This is a genomic window from Mycetocola zhadangensis (assembly GCF_003668565.1).
Classification (GTDB): domain Bacteria; phylum Actinomycetota; class Actinomycetes; order Actinomycetales; family Microbacteriaceae; genus Mycetocola_A; species Mycetocola_A zhadangensis.
On sequence record NZ_RCWJ01000005.1, the window covers coordinates 14,053 to 31,773 of the forward strand.

Annotated in this window: 15 protein-coding genes; 4 read left to right on the plus strand and 11 right to left on the minus strand. The window is 63.1% G+C overall.

What is annotated here, in order from left to right:
• Window positions 1–106: 106 nt before the first annotated feature.
• The 4 genes from D9V28_RS14590 to D9V28_RS14605 form a co-directional block, all read right to left on the minus strand.
• Window positions 107–1,126: a LacI family DNA-binding transcriptional regulator gene (locus D9V28_RS14590; protein ID WP_121660449.1), complete on the minus strand. Its 1,020-nt coding sequence runs from the start codon at window positions 1,124–1,126 to the stop codon at window positions 107–109.
• Window positions 1,127–1,331: 205 nt separating this feature from the next.
• Window positions 1,332–2,747 (minus strand): MFS transporter, encoded by a 1,416-nt coding sequence (locus tag D9V28_RS14595; protein WP_371870013.1) that lies wholly within the window; start codon window positions 2,745–2,747, stop codon window positions 1,332–1,334.
• Between the two features lie 28 nt (window positions 2,748–2,775).
• Window positions 2,776–3,957 carry a cystathionine gamma-synthase gene (locus D9V28_RS14600; protein ID WP_121660451.1) on the minus strand — a complete coding sequence of 394 codons (1,182 nt, stop codon included), beginning with the start codon at window positions 3,955–3,957 and terminating at the stop codon, window positions 2,776–2,778.
• Between the two features lie 12 nt (window positions 3,958–3,969).
• Window positions 3,970–5,337 carry a cystathionine beta-synthase gene (locus tag D9V28_RS14605; protein ID WP_121660452.1) on the minus strand — a complete coding sequence of 456 codons (1,368 nt, stop codon included), beginning with the start codon at window positions 5,335–5,337 and terminating at the stop codon, window positions 3,970–3,972.
• Window positions 5,338–5,584: 247 nt separating this feature from the next.
• Between D9V28_RS14605 and D9V28_RS14610 the strand changes: the two genes are divergently transcribed.
• The 3 genes from D9V28_RS14610 to D9V28_RS14620 all read left to right on the plus strand — a co-directional run bounded on the left by D9V28_RS14610 (window position 5,585) and on the right by D9V28_RS14620 (window position 8,798).
• Window positions 5,585–6,289 (plus strand): thioredoxin-like domain-containing protein, encoded by a 705-nt coding sequence (locus D9V28_RS14610; protein ID WP_229728168.1) that lies wholly within the window; start codon window positions 5,585–5,587, stop codon window positions 6,287–6,289.
• Window positions 6,290–6,291: 2 nt separating this feature from the next.
• Entirely contained in the window at window positions 6,292–7,014 is a 723-nt protein-coding gene (locus D9V28_RS14615) for a DUF305 domain-containing protein (protein WP_121660454.1), read from the plus strand.
• A gap of 815 nt (window positions 7,015–7,829) precedes the next feature.
• Window positions 7,830–8,798: an endonuclease domain-containing protein gene (locus D9V28_RS14620; protein ID WP_121660455.1), complete on the plus strand. Its 969-nt coding sequence runs from the start codon at window positions 7,830–7,832 to the stop codon at window positions 8,796–8,798.
• 186 nt (window positions 8,799–8,984) lie between these two features.
• Here D9V28_RS14620 and D9V28_RS14625 read toward each other — a convergent pair whose 3' ends face one another.
• The 4 genes from D9V28_RS14625 to D9V28_RS14640 form a co-directional block, all read right to left on the minus strand.
• Complete coding sequence (locus D9V28_RS14625; RefSeq protein ID WP_121660456.1) at window positions 8,985–10,862, minus strand: ABC transporter ATP-binding protein; 1,878 nt, start codon at window positions 10,860–10,862, stop codon at window positions 8,985–8,987.
• 76 nt (window positions 10,863–10,938) lie between these two features.
• Window positions 10,939–11,931 carry a carbohydrate ABC transporter permease gene (locus D9V28_RS14630; RefSeq protein WP_121660457.1) on the minus strand — a complete coding sequence of 331 codons (993 nt, stop codon included), beginning with the start codon at window positions 11,929–11,931 and terminating at the stop codon, window positions 10,939–10,941.
• Window positions 11,928–12,899: a carbohydrate ABC transporter permease gene (locus D9V28_RS14635; RefSeq protein WP_121660458.1), complete on the minus strand. Its 972-nt coding sequence runs from the start codon at window positions 12,897–12,899 to the stop codon at window positions 11,928–11,930. Before D9V28_RS14635 ends, D9V28_RS14630 begins: the two co-directional genes overlap by 4 nt.
• 78 nt (window positions 12,900–12,977) lie before the next feature.
• Entirely contained in the window at window positions 12,978–14,327 is a 1,350-nt protein-coding gene (locus tag D9V28_RS14640; RefSeq protein WP_121660459.1) for an ABC transporter substrate-binding protein, read from the minus strand.
• A gap of 318 nt (window positions 14,328–14,645) precedes the next feature.
• On the opposite strand from D9V28_RS14640, the gene D9V28_RS14645 reads away from it, so the two are divergent.
• Complete coding sequence (locus tag D9V28_RS14645) at window positions 14,646–15,677, plus strand: LacI family DNA-binding transcriptional regulator (RefSeq protein ID WP_121660460.1); 1,032 nt, start codon at window positions 14,646–14,648, stop codon at window positions 15,675–15,677.
• Window positions 15,678–15,806: 129 nt separating this feature from the next.
• Here the strand turns inward: D9V28_RS14645 and rplL are convergent, their stop codons facing one another.
• From rplL to D9V28_RS14660, 3 genes are all read right to left on the minus strand, one after another.
• Window positions 15,807–16,190: a 50S ribosomal protein L7/L12 gene (gene rplL, locus D9V28_RS14650; protein WP_121660461.1), complete on the minus strand. Its 384-nt coding sequence runs from the start codon at window positions 16,188–16,190 to the stop codon at window positions 15,807–15,809.
• Window positions 16,191–16,242: 52 nt separating this feature from the next.
• The gene (rplJ, locus tag D9V28_RS14655; protein ID WP_121660462.1) at window positions 16,243–16,758 is read right to left on the minus strand and encodes a 50S ribosomal protein L10; all 516 of its coding nucleotides are present in this window, start codon (window positions 16,756–16,758) and stop codon (window positions 16,243–16,245) included.
• 261 nt (window positions 16,759–17,019) lie between these two features.
• On the minus strand, window positions 17,020–17,700 hold the full coding sequence (locus D9V28_RS14660; RefSeq protein ID WP_121660463.1) for an HAD family hydrolase: 681 nt from the start codon (window positions 17,698–17,700) through the stop codon (window positions 17,020–17,022).
• Between the last annotated feature and the right edge of the window lie 21 nt (window positions 17,701–17,721).

The window sequence follows — 17,721 nt, forward strand, 5'->3', positions numbered from 1 at the left end:
TGTGACCGTTCACATTGCTGTCACATGTTACTCAGGTGACGGCCGCTTGTGTCAAGTCGAAAGGTCTCGATTTGATAACCGCTCACGAACGGACCGATTCCCCCGGTCAAAACGACGGCACCCCGGTCGACGAGCGAACAATCAGTTCCGGGTGGATCCGACCCGTGTAGCCGACAGGTGAGCCGTTGATCTCGCCAAGCAACTGAGCGACGCAGCGGCGACCAAGCTCGGGGAAGTCCTGGCGCACCGTCGTGAGAGGCGGCCAGAAGTGCGCCGCCTCGGGGATATCGTCGAACCCCACGATCGAGACGTCCCGGGGAACATCGTGGCCGGAATCACGGATCGCGTGGATAAGGCCGAGAGCCATTTGGTCATTGGAGGAGAAGATCGCGGTGAAGTCGCGCACACGCATGAGCTCCCGGCCGGCGTGGTAGCCGAACTCGGCTGACCAGTCTCCGAGGATGGGCGCTGTCGTACGCACGTCCTGAGCATTCATCTCGTCGAGGAAGCCACGCATGCGCGCCTCGGCCTCCATCCAGTCCTGTGGCCCAGCCAGATGGTAAATGTGCTTGTGCCCAAGCTCAATGAGATGCCGGGTGGCCAGCCGGGCACCAGCAACCTGGTCGACAGCGATCGCGTGGTCGTCCGCGACCTCGTTGGTGTTCATGGTGACGAACGGCACCCGCAAATCGATGTTCGACAGCGCCCGAAATACCCGCACCTGTGGCGCGATGATGACAAGGCCGTCAATCGCCTGCGCGGTGAGGTGGTCGAGCGCCGCGACGATTGAGGCCTCATCGGTCGCAGTGATGTTGGCCGTTGACACCATGTAGCCGGCATCCTGTGCTGCGGTTTCGATGCTCTGGATGATGCTCGACGGCCCGTACTGCGATCGCTGCGAGGCCAGCACCCCGAGCGTTCGGGATCGATGGGTCACGAGTGCGCGGGCGGCCCGGTTGGGCCGATACTGCAGCTCGGCCATGACGTCGAGGACGCGCTGCTTCGTCGAGTCACGGATGCTCGGGTGGTCATTGAGCACCCTGGAGACGGTTTGGTGACTGACCCCGGCAAGCCGCGCGACATCGCGGATGTTCGGCGCTCGGCCTCTGTCGTCGCTGTCTGCCACCGGAACACCTCTGGGTTAATGTGCACGGTCACATCCGCGCGATTAGCTCAATTATGCACGGGCTGAGCGCCGCAGTTCTTGGAAGTTCCGACAACCGCACTCCCAGGAGCCCGGCATGTGACAGTCGTGTGACAACAGAAGTGCAACCGTCACATGCCCTGTCACATGAGGCTCCGGTGGCGACGCCTGGGGCACGCGACCGGTGTCAGGCCTCGGCTCGGACACCGTCTCCGACCCGCGGAGCAACGCCGATCGCCACGCACCCAACAACGGCCGCCAGCACGAAACAGCCGGCGAATGGCCACGCTCCACCGAGCCAGGTGAGTGCGGCGAAGACGATACCGGTTGATGCGAGTGCGAGCGCCCCTCCGAGGGAGTCACCGATCGAGAGCGCTGAGCTGTTGAAACCCTGGTCTCGATCGCTCGAGTACGACAGCGTCATGACGCTCAGCCGCGGATACATCAGTCCCATCCCGGCCCCACCGAAGAGCCAGCCGACGATCACAACCAAGGGCGACAGCTCGGCAGCGGCCGTCGCAACGGCGGTCAGGATGGCAACGAGCACCAGGGCGGTCCCGATCCGCATGGCACGCACGTGGCTGAGCGCATCGTCGAGTTTGCCCTGCAGCCAGGACGCACTCGCCCAGGTGAGGGCGGCGCCTGTGAGGGCAAGACCGGACAGGGCGGCGGAGAAATCGTACCGGTCGTTCAGCAGGTACGGGATGTACACCTCGGCGCCGAAGAAGGCGGCGGCGACGAGGCCGCGGAGGAGGATAACGCTCGGCAGTCCGCGAGCCGCGCGAAGTGAGCCACGGGGAAGCAACGGCCGCACGGCCGCGAGTGCGACAATCACGGCCGTCACGGCGACAACGCCCACCATCGGCCCGTCGAGCTGGGCGGAAAGATTGAGACTCAGCACAGCCACCGCTGCGAGCACAGACCAGGCGATCATGCCGAGCGCCCAGGCCGGTCGCAACGCGGCGTCCGTCGTCGGCTGGCCCCGCAGCATCCGCAATGCGGGTACAACCATCAGCATGGCGATGAGGACAAGCGCGACAACGCCGAGAAACACCCAGTGCCAGCTCGTCAGTTCGGCAACAACACCGGCAGCGAACGGACCGACGAGGGAGGGCACGACCCAGGCAGCCGCGAAGCCGGCGAAGATCCGGGCGTGCAGCGCTGACGGGTAGATGCGTGCGACCACAACGTACAGTGCGACGTTCATGGCACCGGAGCCGAGGCCCTGCACGAGGCGTCCGAGCAGGAAGATCGTCATGTCTGTGGCCAAACCGGCGATCAAGAGCCCGGCGATGAAGATCGCCACCGAACTGACGAGCGGAGCGACGGGCCCGTTGCGGTCAGACCAGTTGCCAGCGACGACCATGCCGATGACGCCGGTCGCGAGCGGACCGGCGAACGCGAGCGCGTAGAGCGCCGCCCCGTCGAGGTCCGCGCTGACGAGCGGCATGATGGTGGTCACCGCGAGCGACTCGAAGGCGCCGAGGAACACCAGCGCACACGCACCGATCGTCACCCAGAGGTAGCGCGGTGAGAAGATCCCGGGCGGCTTATCGGGCCTCTCGCTGCCGGACCCTGCCCGAAGCTTCGCGTTCGATGTCACGGGAACGACCCTAGTCCGCTCCCGCCGGTCAGCGCTTCTTGAGCGCCTTCCCGATGGCACGCTCGACATCGGCGAGCAGGTCATCGACGCTCTCGAGACCGACAGAGAGCCGGATCACGTTGGCAGGAACGGCCAGTTCGGTGCCCGCGACGGATGCGTGGGTCATCTCGGCCGGGTAATTGACGAGCGACTCGATGCCGCCGAGCGATTCAGCGAGCTGGAAGACCCGCGTCTTCTCGGCGAACCGCTTCGCCACCTTTTCGCCGCCCGTGAAGGCGACAGACAGCATCCCACCGAATCGTGACATCTGGGACGCGGCAAGCGCGTGGCCGGGGTGCGACTCGAGCCCCGGGTAGTACACGGTCTCGACAGCGGGGTGCCCGGCGAAGTATTCGGCGATGGCCTGGGCGTTCTCACTGTGGCGGTGCATGCGCACGTCAAGTGTTTTGATGCCACGGCTGGTGAGGAACGCGTCCATCGGTGCTGACACGGCTCCGGCAGCGAACTGCATGAAGCGCACCTTCTCGTGGATCTCGTCGTCGTTCATCACCAGCGCGCCGCCGATGACGTCGGAGTGACCGCCGAGGTACTTGGTTGTCGAGTGAACGACAACGTCGGCGCCCAGGGTCAGCGGCTGCTGCAGCGCCGGTGACGCGAACGTGTTGTCGACGACGACCGTGAGTCCGGCGGCGTGCCCGACCTCGGCCAGCTCGGCGATGTCGGTGATCTTCATCAGCGGGTTCGACGGCGTCTCAACCCAGAGCACCTTCGTGTTCGCCGTGATGGCCGTCTGCACTGTGCGCAGGTTCGACATGTCGACGACCGTGTGTGTGACCCCCCACGCGCCGAAGATCTTGTTGATCAGGCGGTAGGTTCCGCCGTAGGCATCGTTGCCGAGGATGACGTGGTCACCCGGTGAAAGGATGCCGCGCAGCAGCGCGTCCTCCGCGGCGAGGCCTGAGGCGAAGGAGATGCCGTGTTTCCCGCCCTCGAGCGCTGCGAGCTGCTCCTCGAGGCCGTTGCGGGTGGGGTTGCCGCCTCGCCCGTACTCGTAGCCGCCGCGCAGCCCGCCGATGTGCGTCTGCACGAAGGTGGACGACTGGTAGATCGGCGGAATGACCGCGCCGGTTGTCGGGTCAAAATTCTGGCCAGCGTGGATGGCCCGTGTGGCGAAACCCTGCTTCTTTTTGGGAGTCTTCTTGTCGCTCATGGTCGCTCTTCTCTACTCGCTCAGGAAGGTCAGGAGGTCCTGACGTGTGAGAACTGCCTGCGGTTTTCCTCCGTCAACAACCAGCAGAGCGTCGGATGCCGTCAGTGCGGTTCGCGCCGATTCGATCGATTCACCGATACCGATAATCGGGAGCGGTGCCTGCGTGACCGTGGAAATGGCATCCGTCAGCGTTGCAGAACCGGTGAGGATGCTGTCGAGGAGTGACTTCTCCGAGACGGATCCGACCACCTCGCCGAGAACGACGGGCGGTTCGGCCGAGAGCACGGGCAGCTGGGAGATGCCGTTGGCTGAGAGGCGTGCTGCGACATCGGCGAGGGTGTCTGTGGGGCGCGCGTGCAGCAGCGACGCCGCCGTGGTCCCCTTCGCCTGGACGAGGTCGCCGACGGTGCGGTCGTCGGCGCCTGAACCGAGGAACCCGTGCGAACGCATCCACGGGTCGTTGAAGATCTTGGCCAGGTAGCCCCGGCCACCGTCGGGAAGCACAACAACGACAACGGCGTCTGCTGGGAGCGAGCGTGCCGCCTGCAACGCGGCAACGACGGCCATTCCGCTCGACCCTCCGACGAGGAGCCCCTCTTCAAGAGCGAGGCGACGGGTCATGGCGAACGACTCGGCGTCGGAAACAGCGATGACCTCGTCAACAACTCCCGGGTCGTATGCTCCTGGCCACATGTCTTCACCGACACCCTCTACGAGGTACGGGCGCCCTGTGCCGCCTGAGTAGACCGAGCCCTCAGGGTCCGCGCCGATGATTCGAACGCCGCCGTTCGACACTTCGCGAAGGAACCGGCCGGTGCCGGTGATGGTCCCTCCTGTGCCGACACCCATGACGACATGGGTGACACTGCCGTCCGTGTCGTTCCAAATCTCGGGTCCTGTGGACTCGTAGTGGCTGAGCGGGCCGTTCTGGTTGAAGTACTGGTTGGGCTTGAACGCACCGGGAATTTCAGCGGCGAGCCGGTCGGAGACGCTGTAATACGACTCGGGCGACTCAGGCGCAACAGAGGTGGGTGTCACGACGACCTCAGCCCCGTACGCGGTGAGCACGTTGCGCTTCTCCTCGCCGACCTTGTCTGGCACGACGAAGATGCACTTGTAGCCGCGCTGCTGGGCAACGAGGGCGAGGCCAACACCGGTGTTTCCGCTTGTGGGTTCGACGATGGTTCCGCCTGGCTTCAGATCTCCGGATGCCTCGGCAGCGTCGATGATGCGCGTCGCGATGCGGTCCTTGATGGAGCCGCCCGGATTGAAATACTCAACCTTCGCGAGCACGGTGGCTGCGATGCCATCCGTGACGCTGTGAAGCTTGATCAGCGGGGTATTTCCGACGAGGTCGACAATGGTTTCTGCGTACTTCACGTGTTCGTCCGTTCGGCGTGTGCGTTGCTGGCCTCGGTCCGGATCGGATCGGCCCCTTCGACGGATTCTGGCCGTCTCTTCGAGCCTAGCCGCTCCATTCCTTCCGTTACAGGCGTGATCGACGCGAGAACCGGCATCCGCTTCACATCATCTTGTGAGGATGTGCCCCATACACTAAAAGAACAGCCCGGGCGCATACGGATGCATGGAGGCTGCCCCCACGAGAATTTCCTACGAGAGGCCTCTGTTGACCCCCCGAGACGACTCCCCCGCAGAAACCGCAAGCAAGAGCGGCAACCCGGCGAAGCAGAAAACCATCAAAGAGCAGCGCGCAGAACAGCGCACAGCCAAGGTGGAGGCCTTCAAGAAGGAACAGGCTCGGAAGCGCCGCAACAAGCGCATCGGCATCGGCGCTGCCATCGTCGGTGGTGTCGCGGTTGTCGCACTTCTCGTCACGAGCATTGTGCTGACCATTCCGAAGAACGCGACCTACGAGGCCGGCGGTTCCGGGGCAAAGATCGAGGGCGTCGAGACCTTCCAGAACTCGAACACGCACGTCGAGACGGCGGTCGACTACCCGCAGACCCCGCCAGCTGGTGGCGACCACAACCCGGCCTGGCTGAACTGTGGCATCTACACAGAGGTGCAGCAGAGCGAAAACGCCGTGCACTCGCTCGAGCACGGTGCCATCTGGGTGACATACGACCCGTCCATCTCCGATGAAGAGCTCGAACTGCTCAAGGAGAAGCTGCCGTCCACCTACGTCATCCTTTCTCCGTTCGAAGAACTTCCAACTCCGATCGTTCTGTCCGGCTGGGACGTACAGCTTCAGGTTGAGGACGCCTCGGACGAGCGCATCACCGAGTTCTTCGAGGAGTACTGGAAGAGCGAGAACGTTCCCGAGCCCGGTGCCCTCTGCACCGGCGCGGTTGAGGGCCCGGGCAAGGCGTAATTGTGACGGCGACCGGTACGCCCGATTTTGAGACGGATGCTTCGGCATCCGCCTCGACGTCGGCTCCCGTTTCACGACGCCGGTCGCCTCTCGCACTCCTGCTGCTCGCGCTCGTCGCGGTCGTGGTGGTCGGAATTGTCGCGTTCTCCGTCGGTCGGTTATCGACGCTCGGTGATCCGACGCCTACGACGGACAGCGCGGAAGCCGGGTTCGCCAGGGACATGCAGACCCACCACAACCAGGGTGTCGAGCTCTCGATGATCATTCGCGACCTCACCGATGACGACGCAGTTCGGCTGCTGGCCTATGACATCGCAACCACCCAGGGTGCGCAGTCGGGCATGATGCAGGGCTGGCTCGCGGTGTGGGGTTTGCCCGCGCACGGCACTGACCCCGAGATGACCTGGATGATGCAGCCAACGCTCGAGGGTGATGGCCACAACCACGGTTCGGGCGAGAGCGCTCACGAACCCGGTGAGCCGATGCCCGGGCTTGCGACGAGTGAGCAGATCACCGAGTTGAAGAGCCTTCGCGGTGTGGCGGCGGAACGCATGTTCCTCGAGCTCATGATCGCCCACCACCAGGGTGCGATTGACATGGCGGAGGCGGTGCTCGACCGAAGCACGAACTCGACTGTGCGCACGTTCGCGAATGGCGTCGTGAAGAGCCAGGACTCCGAGATCGACCTCATGGAGTCGATGCTCGAGGAGCGGCCGGCGCCGTAACGCCCGTTGGTTCGTTCCTGCACGCGGCGCGTCGTTGCGGCCCACGCCCCGTTCCCACCGCGCGTGCGGTCGTTTCCGGCCACGGCCCGTCAGCGCCGCGCGCACCGTCGTTACGGTGCTCGCCCCGTTCCCACCGCGCGTGCCGACGTTGCGGCGCTCGCCCCGTTCCCACCGCGCGTGCCGACCACAGCCCGTTGGCGCCGCACGTGCCGTCGTTGCGGTCCAAGACCCGTTCCCACCGCGCGTGCCGACGTTGCCGGCCACAGCGCGTCGGTGCCGCGCGCACCGTCGTTACGGCGCTCGCCCCGTTCCCACCGCGCGTGCCGACGTTGCCGGCCACAGCCCGTCAGCGCCGCGCGCACTGCGGGGTTCAGGGCGGCACTGCTGCGTTGTCGATGCACTCGGCGTTCCGTCCCTCCGCCGTTCATCGGTCCCTTCGGCACCGTTTCCGCCCGCAAGGCGTCGCAACGGACCGATGAACGGCACCTCGCGCAGCCCAGCCTCGTTCGTCGGTCCCCTACTACCCGTTTTCGCCCCGCAAGGCGTTGCAACGGACCGATGAACGGCACGTCGGGCAGTCCGCACCGGTTCGTCGGTCCCTTGGTACCCATTTCGCTCCAGGAGGCGACGTAACGGACCGATGAATGGCGGGTCCGGCGGGACAACTCCCGTCATCGGTCCCTTGGGGAAGTTCACGACGCTGCCCCACACACAAGCCCCCGCGGCAGTACCGAACCGTTGTCCACAGGGTGGTTTGCGCCCACAGATCCGGCTCCAGCGCCGCTCCAGGCGCCGCCGAGTGGAACCGTGGGGGCATGAACAGGACTTACCCGCTCCCACCGGGACTCACTGACGCATTCACCATCGCCGATGCCCGCCGCTATGGCGTCGGGCGGAAGCGACTCAACGCGCCCGACCTGGAACATCCCTTTCGCGGAGTGTTCGCGCGAAAGCCGCTCGACGTCTCGACGAACGGCTTGAACGCAGCAGAGGCAATGCGCACGGAAGTGATTCGCCTGGCGCGTGCCTACTCGACGCGAATGGGCCCGGGTGAGTTCTTCAGCCACACCACGGCGGCAACACTGTGGGGTGTGCCGCTGCCGACACTTCGCGACATCGTCCTCGATGTCGCGGTGTTTCGACCGCGACGAGCACCCAAAGCAACTGGACTCCGTGGGCACTCGCTCGATCCACGCCTCTGCTACGTCACCGAGCGCAATGGTCTCAGGCTCACGACACCGGCCTCGACCTGGGCCAGCCTCGGCTCTCTCCTCGCTCCATATGACTTGGTTGCCGCGGGCGACGCGATTGTCTGCTCTCGCACGTCGGACGGAAGGTCTTTCTCCGAGCGCCCGCTCGCCACCCTCGCTCAGCTCCAGGCAGCCATCGACGCTGGCCGCCGCCCCGGCGTACAGGCGCTTCGTAACTCGGTCGGGCGCGTCCGCTCCGGCTCATGGTCCCGGCTCGAGTCGTGGGTACGACTCATCCTCGTTGATGCGGGGCTGCCCGAACCGGTGCTCAACTTCGACGCCTATGACGATGCAGGCAACTTCCTCGGATGCCTGGACCTGGCGTACCCCGATCTGAAAATCGCGATTGAGTACGAGGGCCAGCACCACTGGAGCACCCCGGCGCAGATCCAACACGACATCGATCGCCTTGACCGACTTGTGGAGAACGGATGGCGCATCGTCCGCCTGACCAAGGAACACGTATTTCGAGACCCGGCCGAAGTTGTTCGGCGTGTCGTCGTCGCACGCGCGCAGCGCTCAACCGCGCGCTAGCTGAAGAGGGCCAGCACGGCCCCGGCTCATCCGGGCAATGCGCAGCTGAGGTCGCTGCGCGATTCGGCATGCCGATCGATGCCCTGTTCTACCTCAACCCGGTACGCACGACGATCGTCGAGTACCCATTGCTTGAACTCGGTGAGGTGCTCAACGTCCTCAAGGCGCACCGCTAACCGACTGCGATCAGTCGACCAGCGGACGGCTTCCGAGCTGCTCCTCAAACATCCTCGCGTAGGTGCCGTCGAGCGCGAGGAGTTCAGAGTGTGTGCCCTTCTCGGCGACCCGTCCCGCTTCAATCACGAAGATGACATCCGCCTGAACGATTGTGGAGAGTCGGTGTGCGATCGCGATCGTCGTACGACCAGCGGATGCCGCCTCAAGCGCACGCTGGACGACGCGCTCCGAGATCGTATCGAGGGCACTCGTGGCCTCATCGAGCACGAGAACAGCGGGGTCCTTGAGCATCACGCGAGCAATCGCGATGCGCTGTTTCTCACCGCCGGAGAGGCGATAACCGCGCTCACCAACCACGGTGTGATAGCCGTCCTCGAACGACGCGATCGTGTCGTGGATGTTTGCGGCACGTGCCGCTGTCTCGAGTTCGAGGTCAGTGGCATCCGGTTTCGCATAGCGAAGATTCTCGGCGATCGTCGCGTGGAACAGATACGTCTCCTGGCTGACAATGCCGATGTTCGAGACGAGCGACTCGGCCTGCAGGTCGCGCACATCCGTGCCAGCGAACAGCACACGGCCGCCGGTCGCATCGTAGAACCGGGGAACCAGGTACGACACTGTGGTCTTGCCCGCGCCACTCGGCCCGACGAATGCAGCGAACTCACCGGGTTCAATAGTGAATGACACATTGTCGAGCGTCGGGCGCGATTCCGGAGTCGCATCTGGGTAGCGGAAGGTCACCCCGTCGAACTCGACACTGCCGAGACGTGGGTTGTCGCGGGCGACGGGGACGGCTGTTGGCCGATCGGAGATTGACGGTTTGAGATCCAGATACTCGAAGATGCGCGCGAAGAGGGCACCCGAGGTTTGCAGGTCGAGACCGACTCGCATCAGGGCCATCAGGGGGAAGAGTAACCGTGACTGCACCGTCGTGAATGCGACGATCGCGCCTGCGGTGATGTCGGTGGCTCCGCCGGTCACGAGGAATCCGGCGACCAGGTAGACGATGGCTGGGATCGACGAGAGGAAGATGTTGACCATGGCAAAGAACCACTGCCCGCTCATCGTCTGCTTGACCTGAAGATCAACCTGTTCTTCGTTTGCGCTGCTGTAACGCGAAATCTCGGCAGGCTGCTGGTTGAAGCTCTTCGACAACAGCACACCCGAGACGCTCAGCGTCTCCTGGGTGATCGCCGTCATGTCGGACAGCGACTCTTGTGTCTTGGTCGCGATTCGAGCGCGCACCTGACCGACGCGGCGTTGCGCGATCACGAGAATCGGCATCAGCACGAGAGCGACGATGGTGAGCTGCCAGTTGATGAGAACCATCGCAACGAACGCAGCGAGCACCGTGACGGTGTTGCCGAGCACGCTGGAAATGGTGTTGCTGAGCGCTCCGGCCACTCCCCCGACGTCGTTCTGGAGTCTGGACTGAATCACGCCCGTTTTGGTGCGGGTGAAAAAGCTCAACTCCATCGCTTGCAGCTTGCGGAACAGACTCACTCGGAGTTCGCCCATGACGGTGTTACCGACCGTCGCGGTCAGCCAGGTCTGCCACACTCCGAGCCCGGTGGCCAGAATGAAGATTCCAACCATAATGGCAACGATGCGAGTGAGCGCCGGCATGTTCGGCCCGCCCTCGGGCGGAAATAGTCCAACATCGAAGGCCCGCTCGACGAGCAGTGGTGGGATGACGCTGAGGGCTGCGCCGATCAGCACGAGAACCACCGTGAGTGCGATCTTCGCCTTGTGCGGCCTGAACAGCGCCATCACCCGAGATAACAGGTGCGGAATCTTTGGCGCCTCGGCATTCACCGCCCGTTGCGCTTCTTCATCGCCCCCGCCCCGGCGTCCGCCGCCTCCTCCGCCGCGACCGCCTCCGTGCATACTCATGAATTCACCCTAAGCCCGGCATCCGTCACTCGGATGCCGGGCTTCAAAGGTGAGAGAATGCGCGTCCGGCTTACCCCTTGGTCGCACCGGCGAGCAGGCCACGCACGAAGTACCGCTGCAGGCTGAAGAACACGATCAGCGGAACGATGAGCGAAACGAAGGCTGCGGCTGTGAGGCGTTGCCAGTCCTGCCCTCGAGTACCGGTCAGTTCGGCCAACCTCTGCGTCAGCGGCGCAACGTCCGCAGTGCCGCCCGAGAAGATCAGCGCGACAAGCAGGTCGTTCCACACCCATAAGAACTGGAAGATCGCCACCGATGCGATCGCAGGCAGAGCCAGGGGAAGCACGATCCGGAAGAAGATCTGGCCGGGGCTTGCGCCGTCCACGCGTGCTGCCTCAATAACCTCTCCCGGGATTTCCGAAATGAAGTTGTGCAGCAGGAAGATGATCAGCGGCAGACCGAACATCGTGTGAGCGATCCACACGGGCAGATAGTTCTGCTCAGGAATGATCGGAATCACGTCGTGCAGGGTGTTCTGCAACGGACGGAGGAACGTAGTGAACATCGACAGAACGGGAAGCAGCGCCATCTGGAGGGGGACGATCTGCAGACCGAAGATCACGATGAACAGCCAGTTCGCGCCCCTGAACTTCATCCACGCGAACGCGTACGCGGCCATGGCACCGAGCACCAACGGGAAGAGTGTGCCTGGGATCGCGATCGCCAGGGAGTTGACGAAGTATGAGCCCAGCTGGGGAGATGACTGCGAGGACGAGAACAGAACCTCGGAGTAGTTGTCCAGAGTGAAGCCGGGATTCTGGAAAATCGTCCACCAACCGGTGGTCTGAATCAGTTCCGCCGGACGGAAGGAAGAAATGAAAAGCCCGAACGTCGGGATCGTCCAGATCACCGCGATGATGAGAGCGGCGACGGTCGCTCCACGAGAGGTCAAGCGACGTTTCACTCGCTTGGCCTTGGTGCCGACCTCCGCCTCGCGGCCACGCGCCAGTTCGTCGCCGGCCTTGGGGTCAGTGGTGGTGGGAACAATCGGTGTGGTGCTCATCGGATTTCCCTCTGCTTCCGCATGACTCGGACGTTGTAGATGATGATCGGCAGAACGAGGATGAACAGCACCAGGGCGAGGGCGGAACCACGCCCAGGCTCAGCCGCCCGAAACGCTTGGGTATACATCTCGTTGGCGATAACACTCGTGTCGAAGTTGCCAGCCGTCATTGTGCGAACGATGTCGAAGACCTTGAGAGTCGCAATCGAAATGGTCGTAATCACGACCACAAGCGAACCGCGGATGCCAGGAAGGGTCACGTTTGTGAATCTCTCCCACGCGTTCGTACCGTCGATCTCCGCCGCCTCGAGTTGCTCGGTTGGTACCGCTTTGATCGCCGCTGAGAGCACGACCATTGCGAATCCGGTCTGAATCCAAATTAGGACGATGATCAGAAGGAAGGTGTTGATCGGTGACGTCTGCAACCACTGAACCGGCTCACCGCCGAACCAGACGACGATCTGGTTGAGGAGGCCGATCTGCTCGTCTCCGGCTTGCCGGTAGTCATAAACGAACTTCCAGATGATTCCAGCACCGACCATTGAGATCGCCATCGGCATGAATACGAGTGCTTTGTAGAACCTCTCACCTCTGGACTTATCGATGAAGACGGCGTATGCCAACCCGATCGTTGTCGAAATTATCGGCACCAGAAGGACCCAGATCACTGTGTTAAGCAGTGTGTTCAGAATCGCCGGTTGTGTGAACATCCACACGAAGTTGTCGGCACCGTTGAACTCGCCTCTGCTGTTTGTGAAAGCCAGAAGACTCGTGCGAATCGCGGGATAGATCAGGCCGAGGATCAGGAGGAATAGGGCTGGGGCAAGAAATACGAAGAGTTGCACCCAGTCCTTGCCTCGCTTGGGAGCCTTGTCGAGGAAGAAGAAGAGGAGGCCGATGATGGCGGCGAAGATGGCAAGTCCTCCCACCACCTGAAGGATTTTGCCGAGGAGGTCAGCGGTCGTCATTGAGCTACGCCTTTCGGAATGAGGTAGCTCAAGGGCGGAGTCGCGTAAGGCAACTCCGCCCTTGAGCAGTGCTATGAGCTAACCCTGCGGCCAGCTGGATTCGATGTTGTCCACCGTCTCTTGGGTGCTGTCACCAGAAACCCACGCGATGATGCCCTTCCAGAAGGAGTCGGAACCCACCGCAGCAGGCATGAGGTCAGATCCGTCGAAACGGAAAGTGGTCTCGGGGTCCGCGAGGATCTCGATTCCCTGCTTCAGGATGTCGCTTGATGCGTTCTCCGGGTCGACACCCGAGTTCGCGGAGATCGTTCCTCCGAGCTTGACCCGGATGTTTGCCCAGGTGTCGCTTGACATGTACGTACGAACCGCGTCGATCGCTTCGCCCTCGTTGAAAGCCACGGGGAACTCACCGGCGCCGGTGACAGCCTTCTCACCGTCGGCCTCTAGCGAAGGAAGCAGGAACGCGTACACGTCGCCCTCCGGACCAACCTCAGTGCCCTCCGGGAACAAGCCTTCGTAGAAGGTTGCCTGGTGGTGCAGGGAGCATTCTCCGTCGAGGATGGGGTGCCCAGCTGGCTGGAAGTCGGTGGAGACGATGCTGGATACGTCACCAAGTCCGCCGTTCACGTAGTCCGGGTTCTTGATGATGTCGCCGACAGCGTCGAATGCAGCAACAATCTGCGGGTCATTGAACGGAATCTCGTGTGTCACCCATTGGTCGTAGACCTCGGGGCCCGCCTGGCGGAGTACGTAGTCCTCAACCCAGTCAGTACCTGGCCAGCCCGTCGCGTCACCCGAAGCCAAGCCAACGCACCACGGCTTGTGGTCGCCATCAGCGGCGATCTTTTCGGTGAGGTCAGTCAACTCGTCGAGGGTCGCCGGAATCTCATATCCGTTCTCCTCGAATTCAGCGGGTGAGTACCAAACGAAGCCTTTGACACTGGCCATCAGCGGTGCCGCATAGAAGACGTCGTCGTGAGTGCCGTACGCCTTCCAGTCCTCGCTCCAGAACTCGTCGGTGTTCGCCTCGACCGACTCGGGTGCCGGCTTGAGCCAGCCACCGTCGGCGAGACGCGCGAGGAGACCTGGTTGCGCCACGATTCCGATATCGGGGGCGTTACCCGCCTCAGCGAGAACCGCGATCTGCGCTTCGAACTCTTTCGTCCCCTGGTAGGCGATGTCGATGCCAGTGCAGGTCTGGAAGTCTGCCCACGATTCGATGAGGCGGTCTGCCTCGACGTCGACGATGGTGCCACCGATGGTCACTTCGGGGTTGTCATCGAACGTGCCGTACGCCTCGTAGTCCGCACAGTCGGTGTTCTCTTTGTCACCAGCGGCGGTGTCACCGGTACAACCGGTGAGGGCCAGGCCGACAATGCTCGCCGCAGCCAGCGGCACGAGCACTCGGCGATGGTTTTTAAAGCTCATCTGTGTCTCCTCATTGAGTGTGTTTCGCAGGGCGAGATGATCGCCTCAGCAGTGCAGGTGCAAGCCGGCGCCCATAAGGAACCGGTTCCATGCACAAGGTACGGCACCCCACGAAGTTACACAAGCACGAGGAGATAACGAAAACTGGCGCGTGAACGCGCTCTCACGCGCCACATCAGGCGGCTGCGGTGCGCTCCGCGATGGTCGCCCTCCCCCGCCAATGTGTAACCGGTTCCATTCCGCCGCACGGTCCGCTACCCTGTGACCGAACTACCCCCACCATCGACGGTGGTCCCCGCCCGGGTGCAAGGAGGCTCCATGTCCAGCGCGATCGCCGACGTCGCAGCGCGCGCTGGTGTTTCGAAAGCGACCGCCTCCCGCGCCCTTTCTGGCAACGGCTACGTCGCCGAAGCCACTCGGGTGCGTGTCATCGCTGCCGCGCGGGAGATTGGCTACGTCGCGTCGCCGAACGCGGCGAGCCTTGTCACCGGGCAGACGAAGAACATCGGCGTGGTGATGCCATTCATCAACCGCTGGTTCTTCGGTGAAGTGCTCGAGGGCATTGAGCAGGCGCTCCTCGACCGCGGCTACGACATGACCTTGTACAACCTTCATCCCGGGTCGGCAGATCGACAGCGGGTATTCGAGTTCTTCCTGGCCAGGAAGCGCTTCGACGGCATCGTCGTGATTGGGATAGAACCCACTCGCGTCGAAGTGGAACAGCTCGTCCGGCTTGGCGTTCCACTGGTCGGCATCGGCGGCCCGGTGAACGGCATCCCGTCGTTCACCATGGATGACACAGGCGCCGCCCGGCGCGCCACCGAGCAACTCATTGGGCTCGGGCATCGCAAGATCATGCACATCGCTGGCGAGGACGCTGACGTCCTGAGCGACTCGGTGGCTGGCAGGCGCCGAGCCGGCTATCTTGACGCAATGCGGGCGGCAGGCCTCGAAGCCGAGAGCCGAACGGAACTCGCGATCATGAGCCTGCCCGGCGGTTACGACGCTGGAGCCCAGGCATTGAGCGATGCGACGAATCGACCGACGGCCGTATTCGCGGCCTGCGATGAAATCGCCATTGGAACCATGATCGCTGCGCGCCGGTTGGGCCTCCGCGTGCCCGGTGACCTCTCGATCGTCGGCGTCGACGGCCACGAGTACGCCGAGATGTTCTCACTCACGACTGTGGAGCAGCAACCGCGTCAGCAGGGGCACGATGCGGTCACAGCTCTGCTCAACCACATCGCAGGGGATCCCTCGCCGCCAGCCGTGGTGGACGTGTCGGCCCGGCTTGTCGTGCGAGCGAGCACGGCGGCTCTGACCGCGGTGGCTGCCGCCCCCCTGTCATAAACATCCGTCGAAACTCGCTGCCTTAACGGCGAAAGGCGCCGTTCCGTGAGGAACGACGCCTTTCGCGTAACAGACTGTCGAAAACGACAGCGCACGTCACATCAAGCAAGAGCCCACGAGGGGCACAAATTACTTGAGGGTAACGGTTGCGCCAGCCTCTTCGAGTGTTGCCTTTGCCTTCTCGGCGGTCTCCTTGTTTGCACCCTCGAGGACGTTTCCCGGAGCGCCATCGACGACGGCCTTGGCCTCGCCGAGACCCAGCGAGGTGAGCTCGCGAACGGCCTTGATGACCTGGATCTTCTTGTCGCCGACCGACTCGAGAACGACGTCGAAGGAGTCCTTCTCTTCGACCTCTTCTGCAGCGGCACCGGCAGCAGCCGGTCCTGCAACAGCAACGGGTGCAGCCGCGGTGACCTCGAAGGTCTCCTCGAATGCCTTGACGAACTCGCTGAGTTCGATGAGCGTGAGGCCCTTGAACTGCTCAAGCAGCTCTTCAGTTGACAGCTTTGCCATGATTTTCTCCCTTAGATTTCTTTGGTCTACTCACCGCTGTCCCAGGACGAACCTAGGAAGCGGACTCCTGCTTCTCACGCAGCGCGTCGACCGTGCGAACGGCCTTCGACAGCGGTGCGTTGAACAGATATGCGGCTCCGAACAGCGAGGCCTTGAAGGCGCCGGCAAGCTTGCCGAGCAGAACTTCGCGGGACTCGAGGTCGGCGAGCTTGCCTACCTCTGCGGCGGTCAGAGGGTTACCGTCAAAGTAACCGCCCTTGATCACCAGGAGAGGGTTTGCCTTGGAAAAGTCGCGCAGGCTCTTTGCAACGGTGACAGGGTCTCCGTGCACGAACGCGATTGCCGACGGACCAACGAGCTCTTCGTCAAACGACGAGATGCCCGCGTTGTTCGCAGCAATCTTGGTCAGCGTGTTCTTCACCACGGCGTAGGTTGCGTCCGCACTGATGTTCTTGCGCAGCGTCTTGAGCTGAGCAACAGTGAGGCCGCGGTACTCGGTCAGCAGAACGGCAGTCGAGCTCTGGAATTTCTCCGTGAGTTCGGCAACCGAGGCTTCCTTGTTCGCCATAGCCACTCCTTGATTAGTCTTCCTCGCACCGCGGAAGCGATGCGAGCCAAAGGGGCAGTTCAGTTTTCGGCAAAAAAAGAGCTCCGGCGCAAGCGCACGGAGCATTTTGAGAGAATCTCGAGAATGTTTCGTTCACCTGCGCGGGTCGTCTCAGCTGAGAACCTTAGATCGGATGCTTACTTACGCGAGCACGCCGAAAACCTGCGGTCTTTGGTTTTGTCCCAGCTTATGGCATCCGTTTCGCATCGCCAAATCGGCAGCTTAGGCCAGCGGGCTCAACGACAGCTCACGCAGCAGCGCGGCCGGATCGTCATAGATGGCGATCGCACCGGCCGAGAGGAGCTCGGCCGAGGAGAATCCGCCACTCAGCAGGCCCACCGTGCGAACTCCTGCTCTCGAGGCTGCGATGCAGTCCCAGACCGAGTCGCCGACGAAGATGGCGTCACTCGCCGACACCCCGGCCTTATCGAGGGCGACTTCGACGATGGACGGATCTGGCTTTGCCGTCTCGACATCGTCTGAGTTTGTGGTGGCGTGGATGGCCTCGTCAACATCGAGGATGCCGGTGAGAATGTCGAGTTCGTCCTCGGGCGCCGACGTGGCCAGGACGATGGTGCGGCCGCGGGAGTGCACTTCGCGAAGGAGGTCCTGTGCGCCGTCGAGGGGACGAAGCCGGTCAGCGAGTTGCTTGTAATACTGCGAGTGCAGCTCTTTGGCCCGGTCACCGAGCTCGGCTGCTCGGCTTCCGAGCAGCGAGTCGAGAAGTTTCGCCGAGTCCTGGCCGATCGCACGGTGGATGCGCCACGCCGGAACATCGTTGGCTCCAACGTCGGCGAAGGCGTGCGCCCAGGATTCGACGTGCAGGTAGTTGGAATCGACGAGCGTCCCGTCGATGTCAAACAGGACAGCGGTTGGCGATGAGTTCGATACGGCGTCAGTCATGTTTCTCCTCCGGTTGCCGTC

Bases quoted from the DNA above. Each gene is read 5' to 3' on its own strand.
- D9V28_RS14600 (WP_121660451.1), bottom strand. From the start codon at position 3,957: ATGAGCGACAAGAAGACTCCCAAAAAGAAGCAGGGTTTCGCCACACGG.
- D9V28_RS14620 (WP_121660455.1), top strand. From the start codon at position 7,830: ATGAACAGGACTTACCCGCTCCCACCGGGACTCACTGACGCATTCACC.
- D9V28_RS14625 (WP_121660456.1), bottom strand. From the start codon at position 10,862: ATGCACGGAGGCGGTCGCGGCGGAGGAGGCGGCGGACGCCGGGGCGGG.
- D9V28_RS14630 (WP_121660457.1), bottom strand. From the start codon at position 11,931: ATGAGCACCACACCGATTGTTCCCACCACCACTGACCCCAAGGCCGGC.
- D9V28_RS14635 (WP_121660458.1), bottom strand. From the start codon at position 12,899: ATGACGACCGCTGACCTCCTCGGCAAAATCCTTCAGGTGGTGGGAGGA.
- D9V28_RS14640 (WP_121660459.1), bottom strand. From the start codon at position 14,327: ATGAGCTTTAAAAACCATCGCCGAGTGCTCGTGCCGCTGGCTGCGGCG.
- D9V28_RS14645 (WP_121660460.1), top strand. From the start codon at position 14,646: ATGTCCAGCGCGATCGCCGACGTCGCAGCGCGCGCTGGTGTTTCGAAA.
- rplL (WP_121660461.1), bottom strand. From the start codon at position 16,190: ATGGCAAAGCTGTCAACTGAAGAGCTGCTTGAGCAGTTCAAGGGCCTC.
- rplJ (WP_121660462.1), bottom strand. From the start codon at position 16,758: ATGGCGAACAAGGAAGCCTCGGTTGCCGAACTCACGGAGAAATTCCAG.
- D9V28_RS14660 (WP_121660463.1), bottom strand. From the start codon at position 17,700: ATGACTGACGCCGTATCGAACTCATCGCCAACCGCTGTCCTGTTTGAC.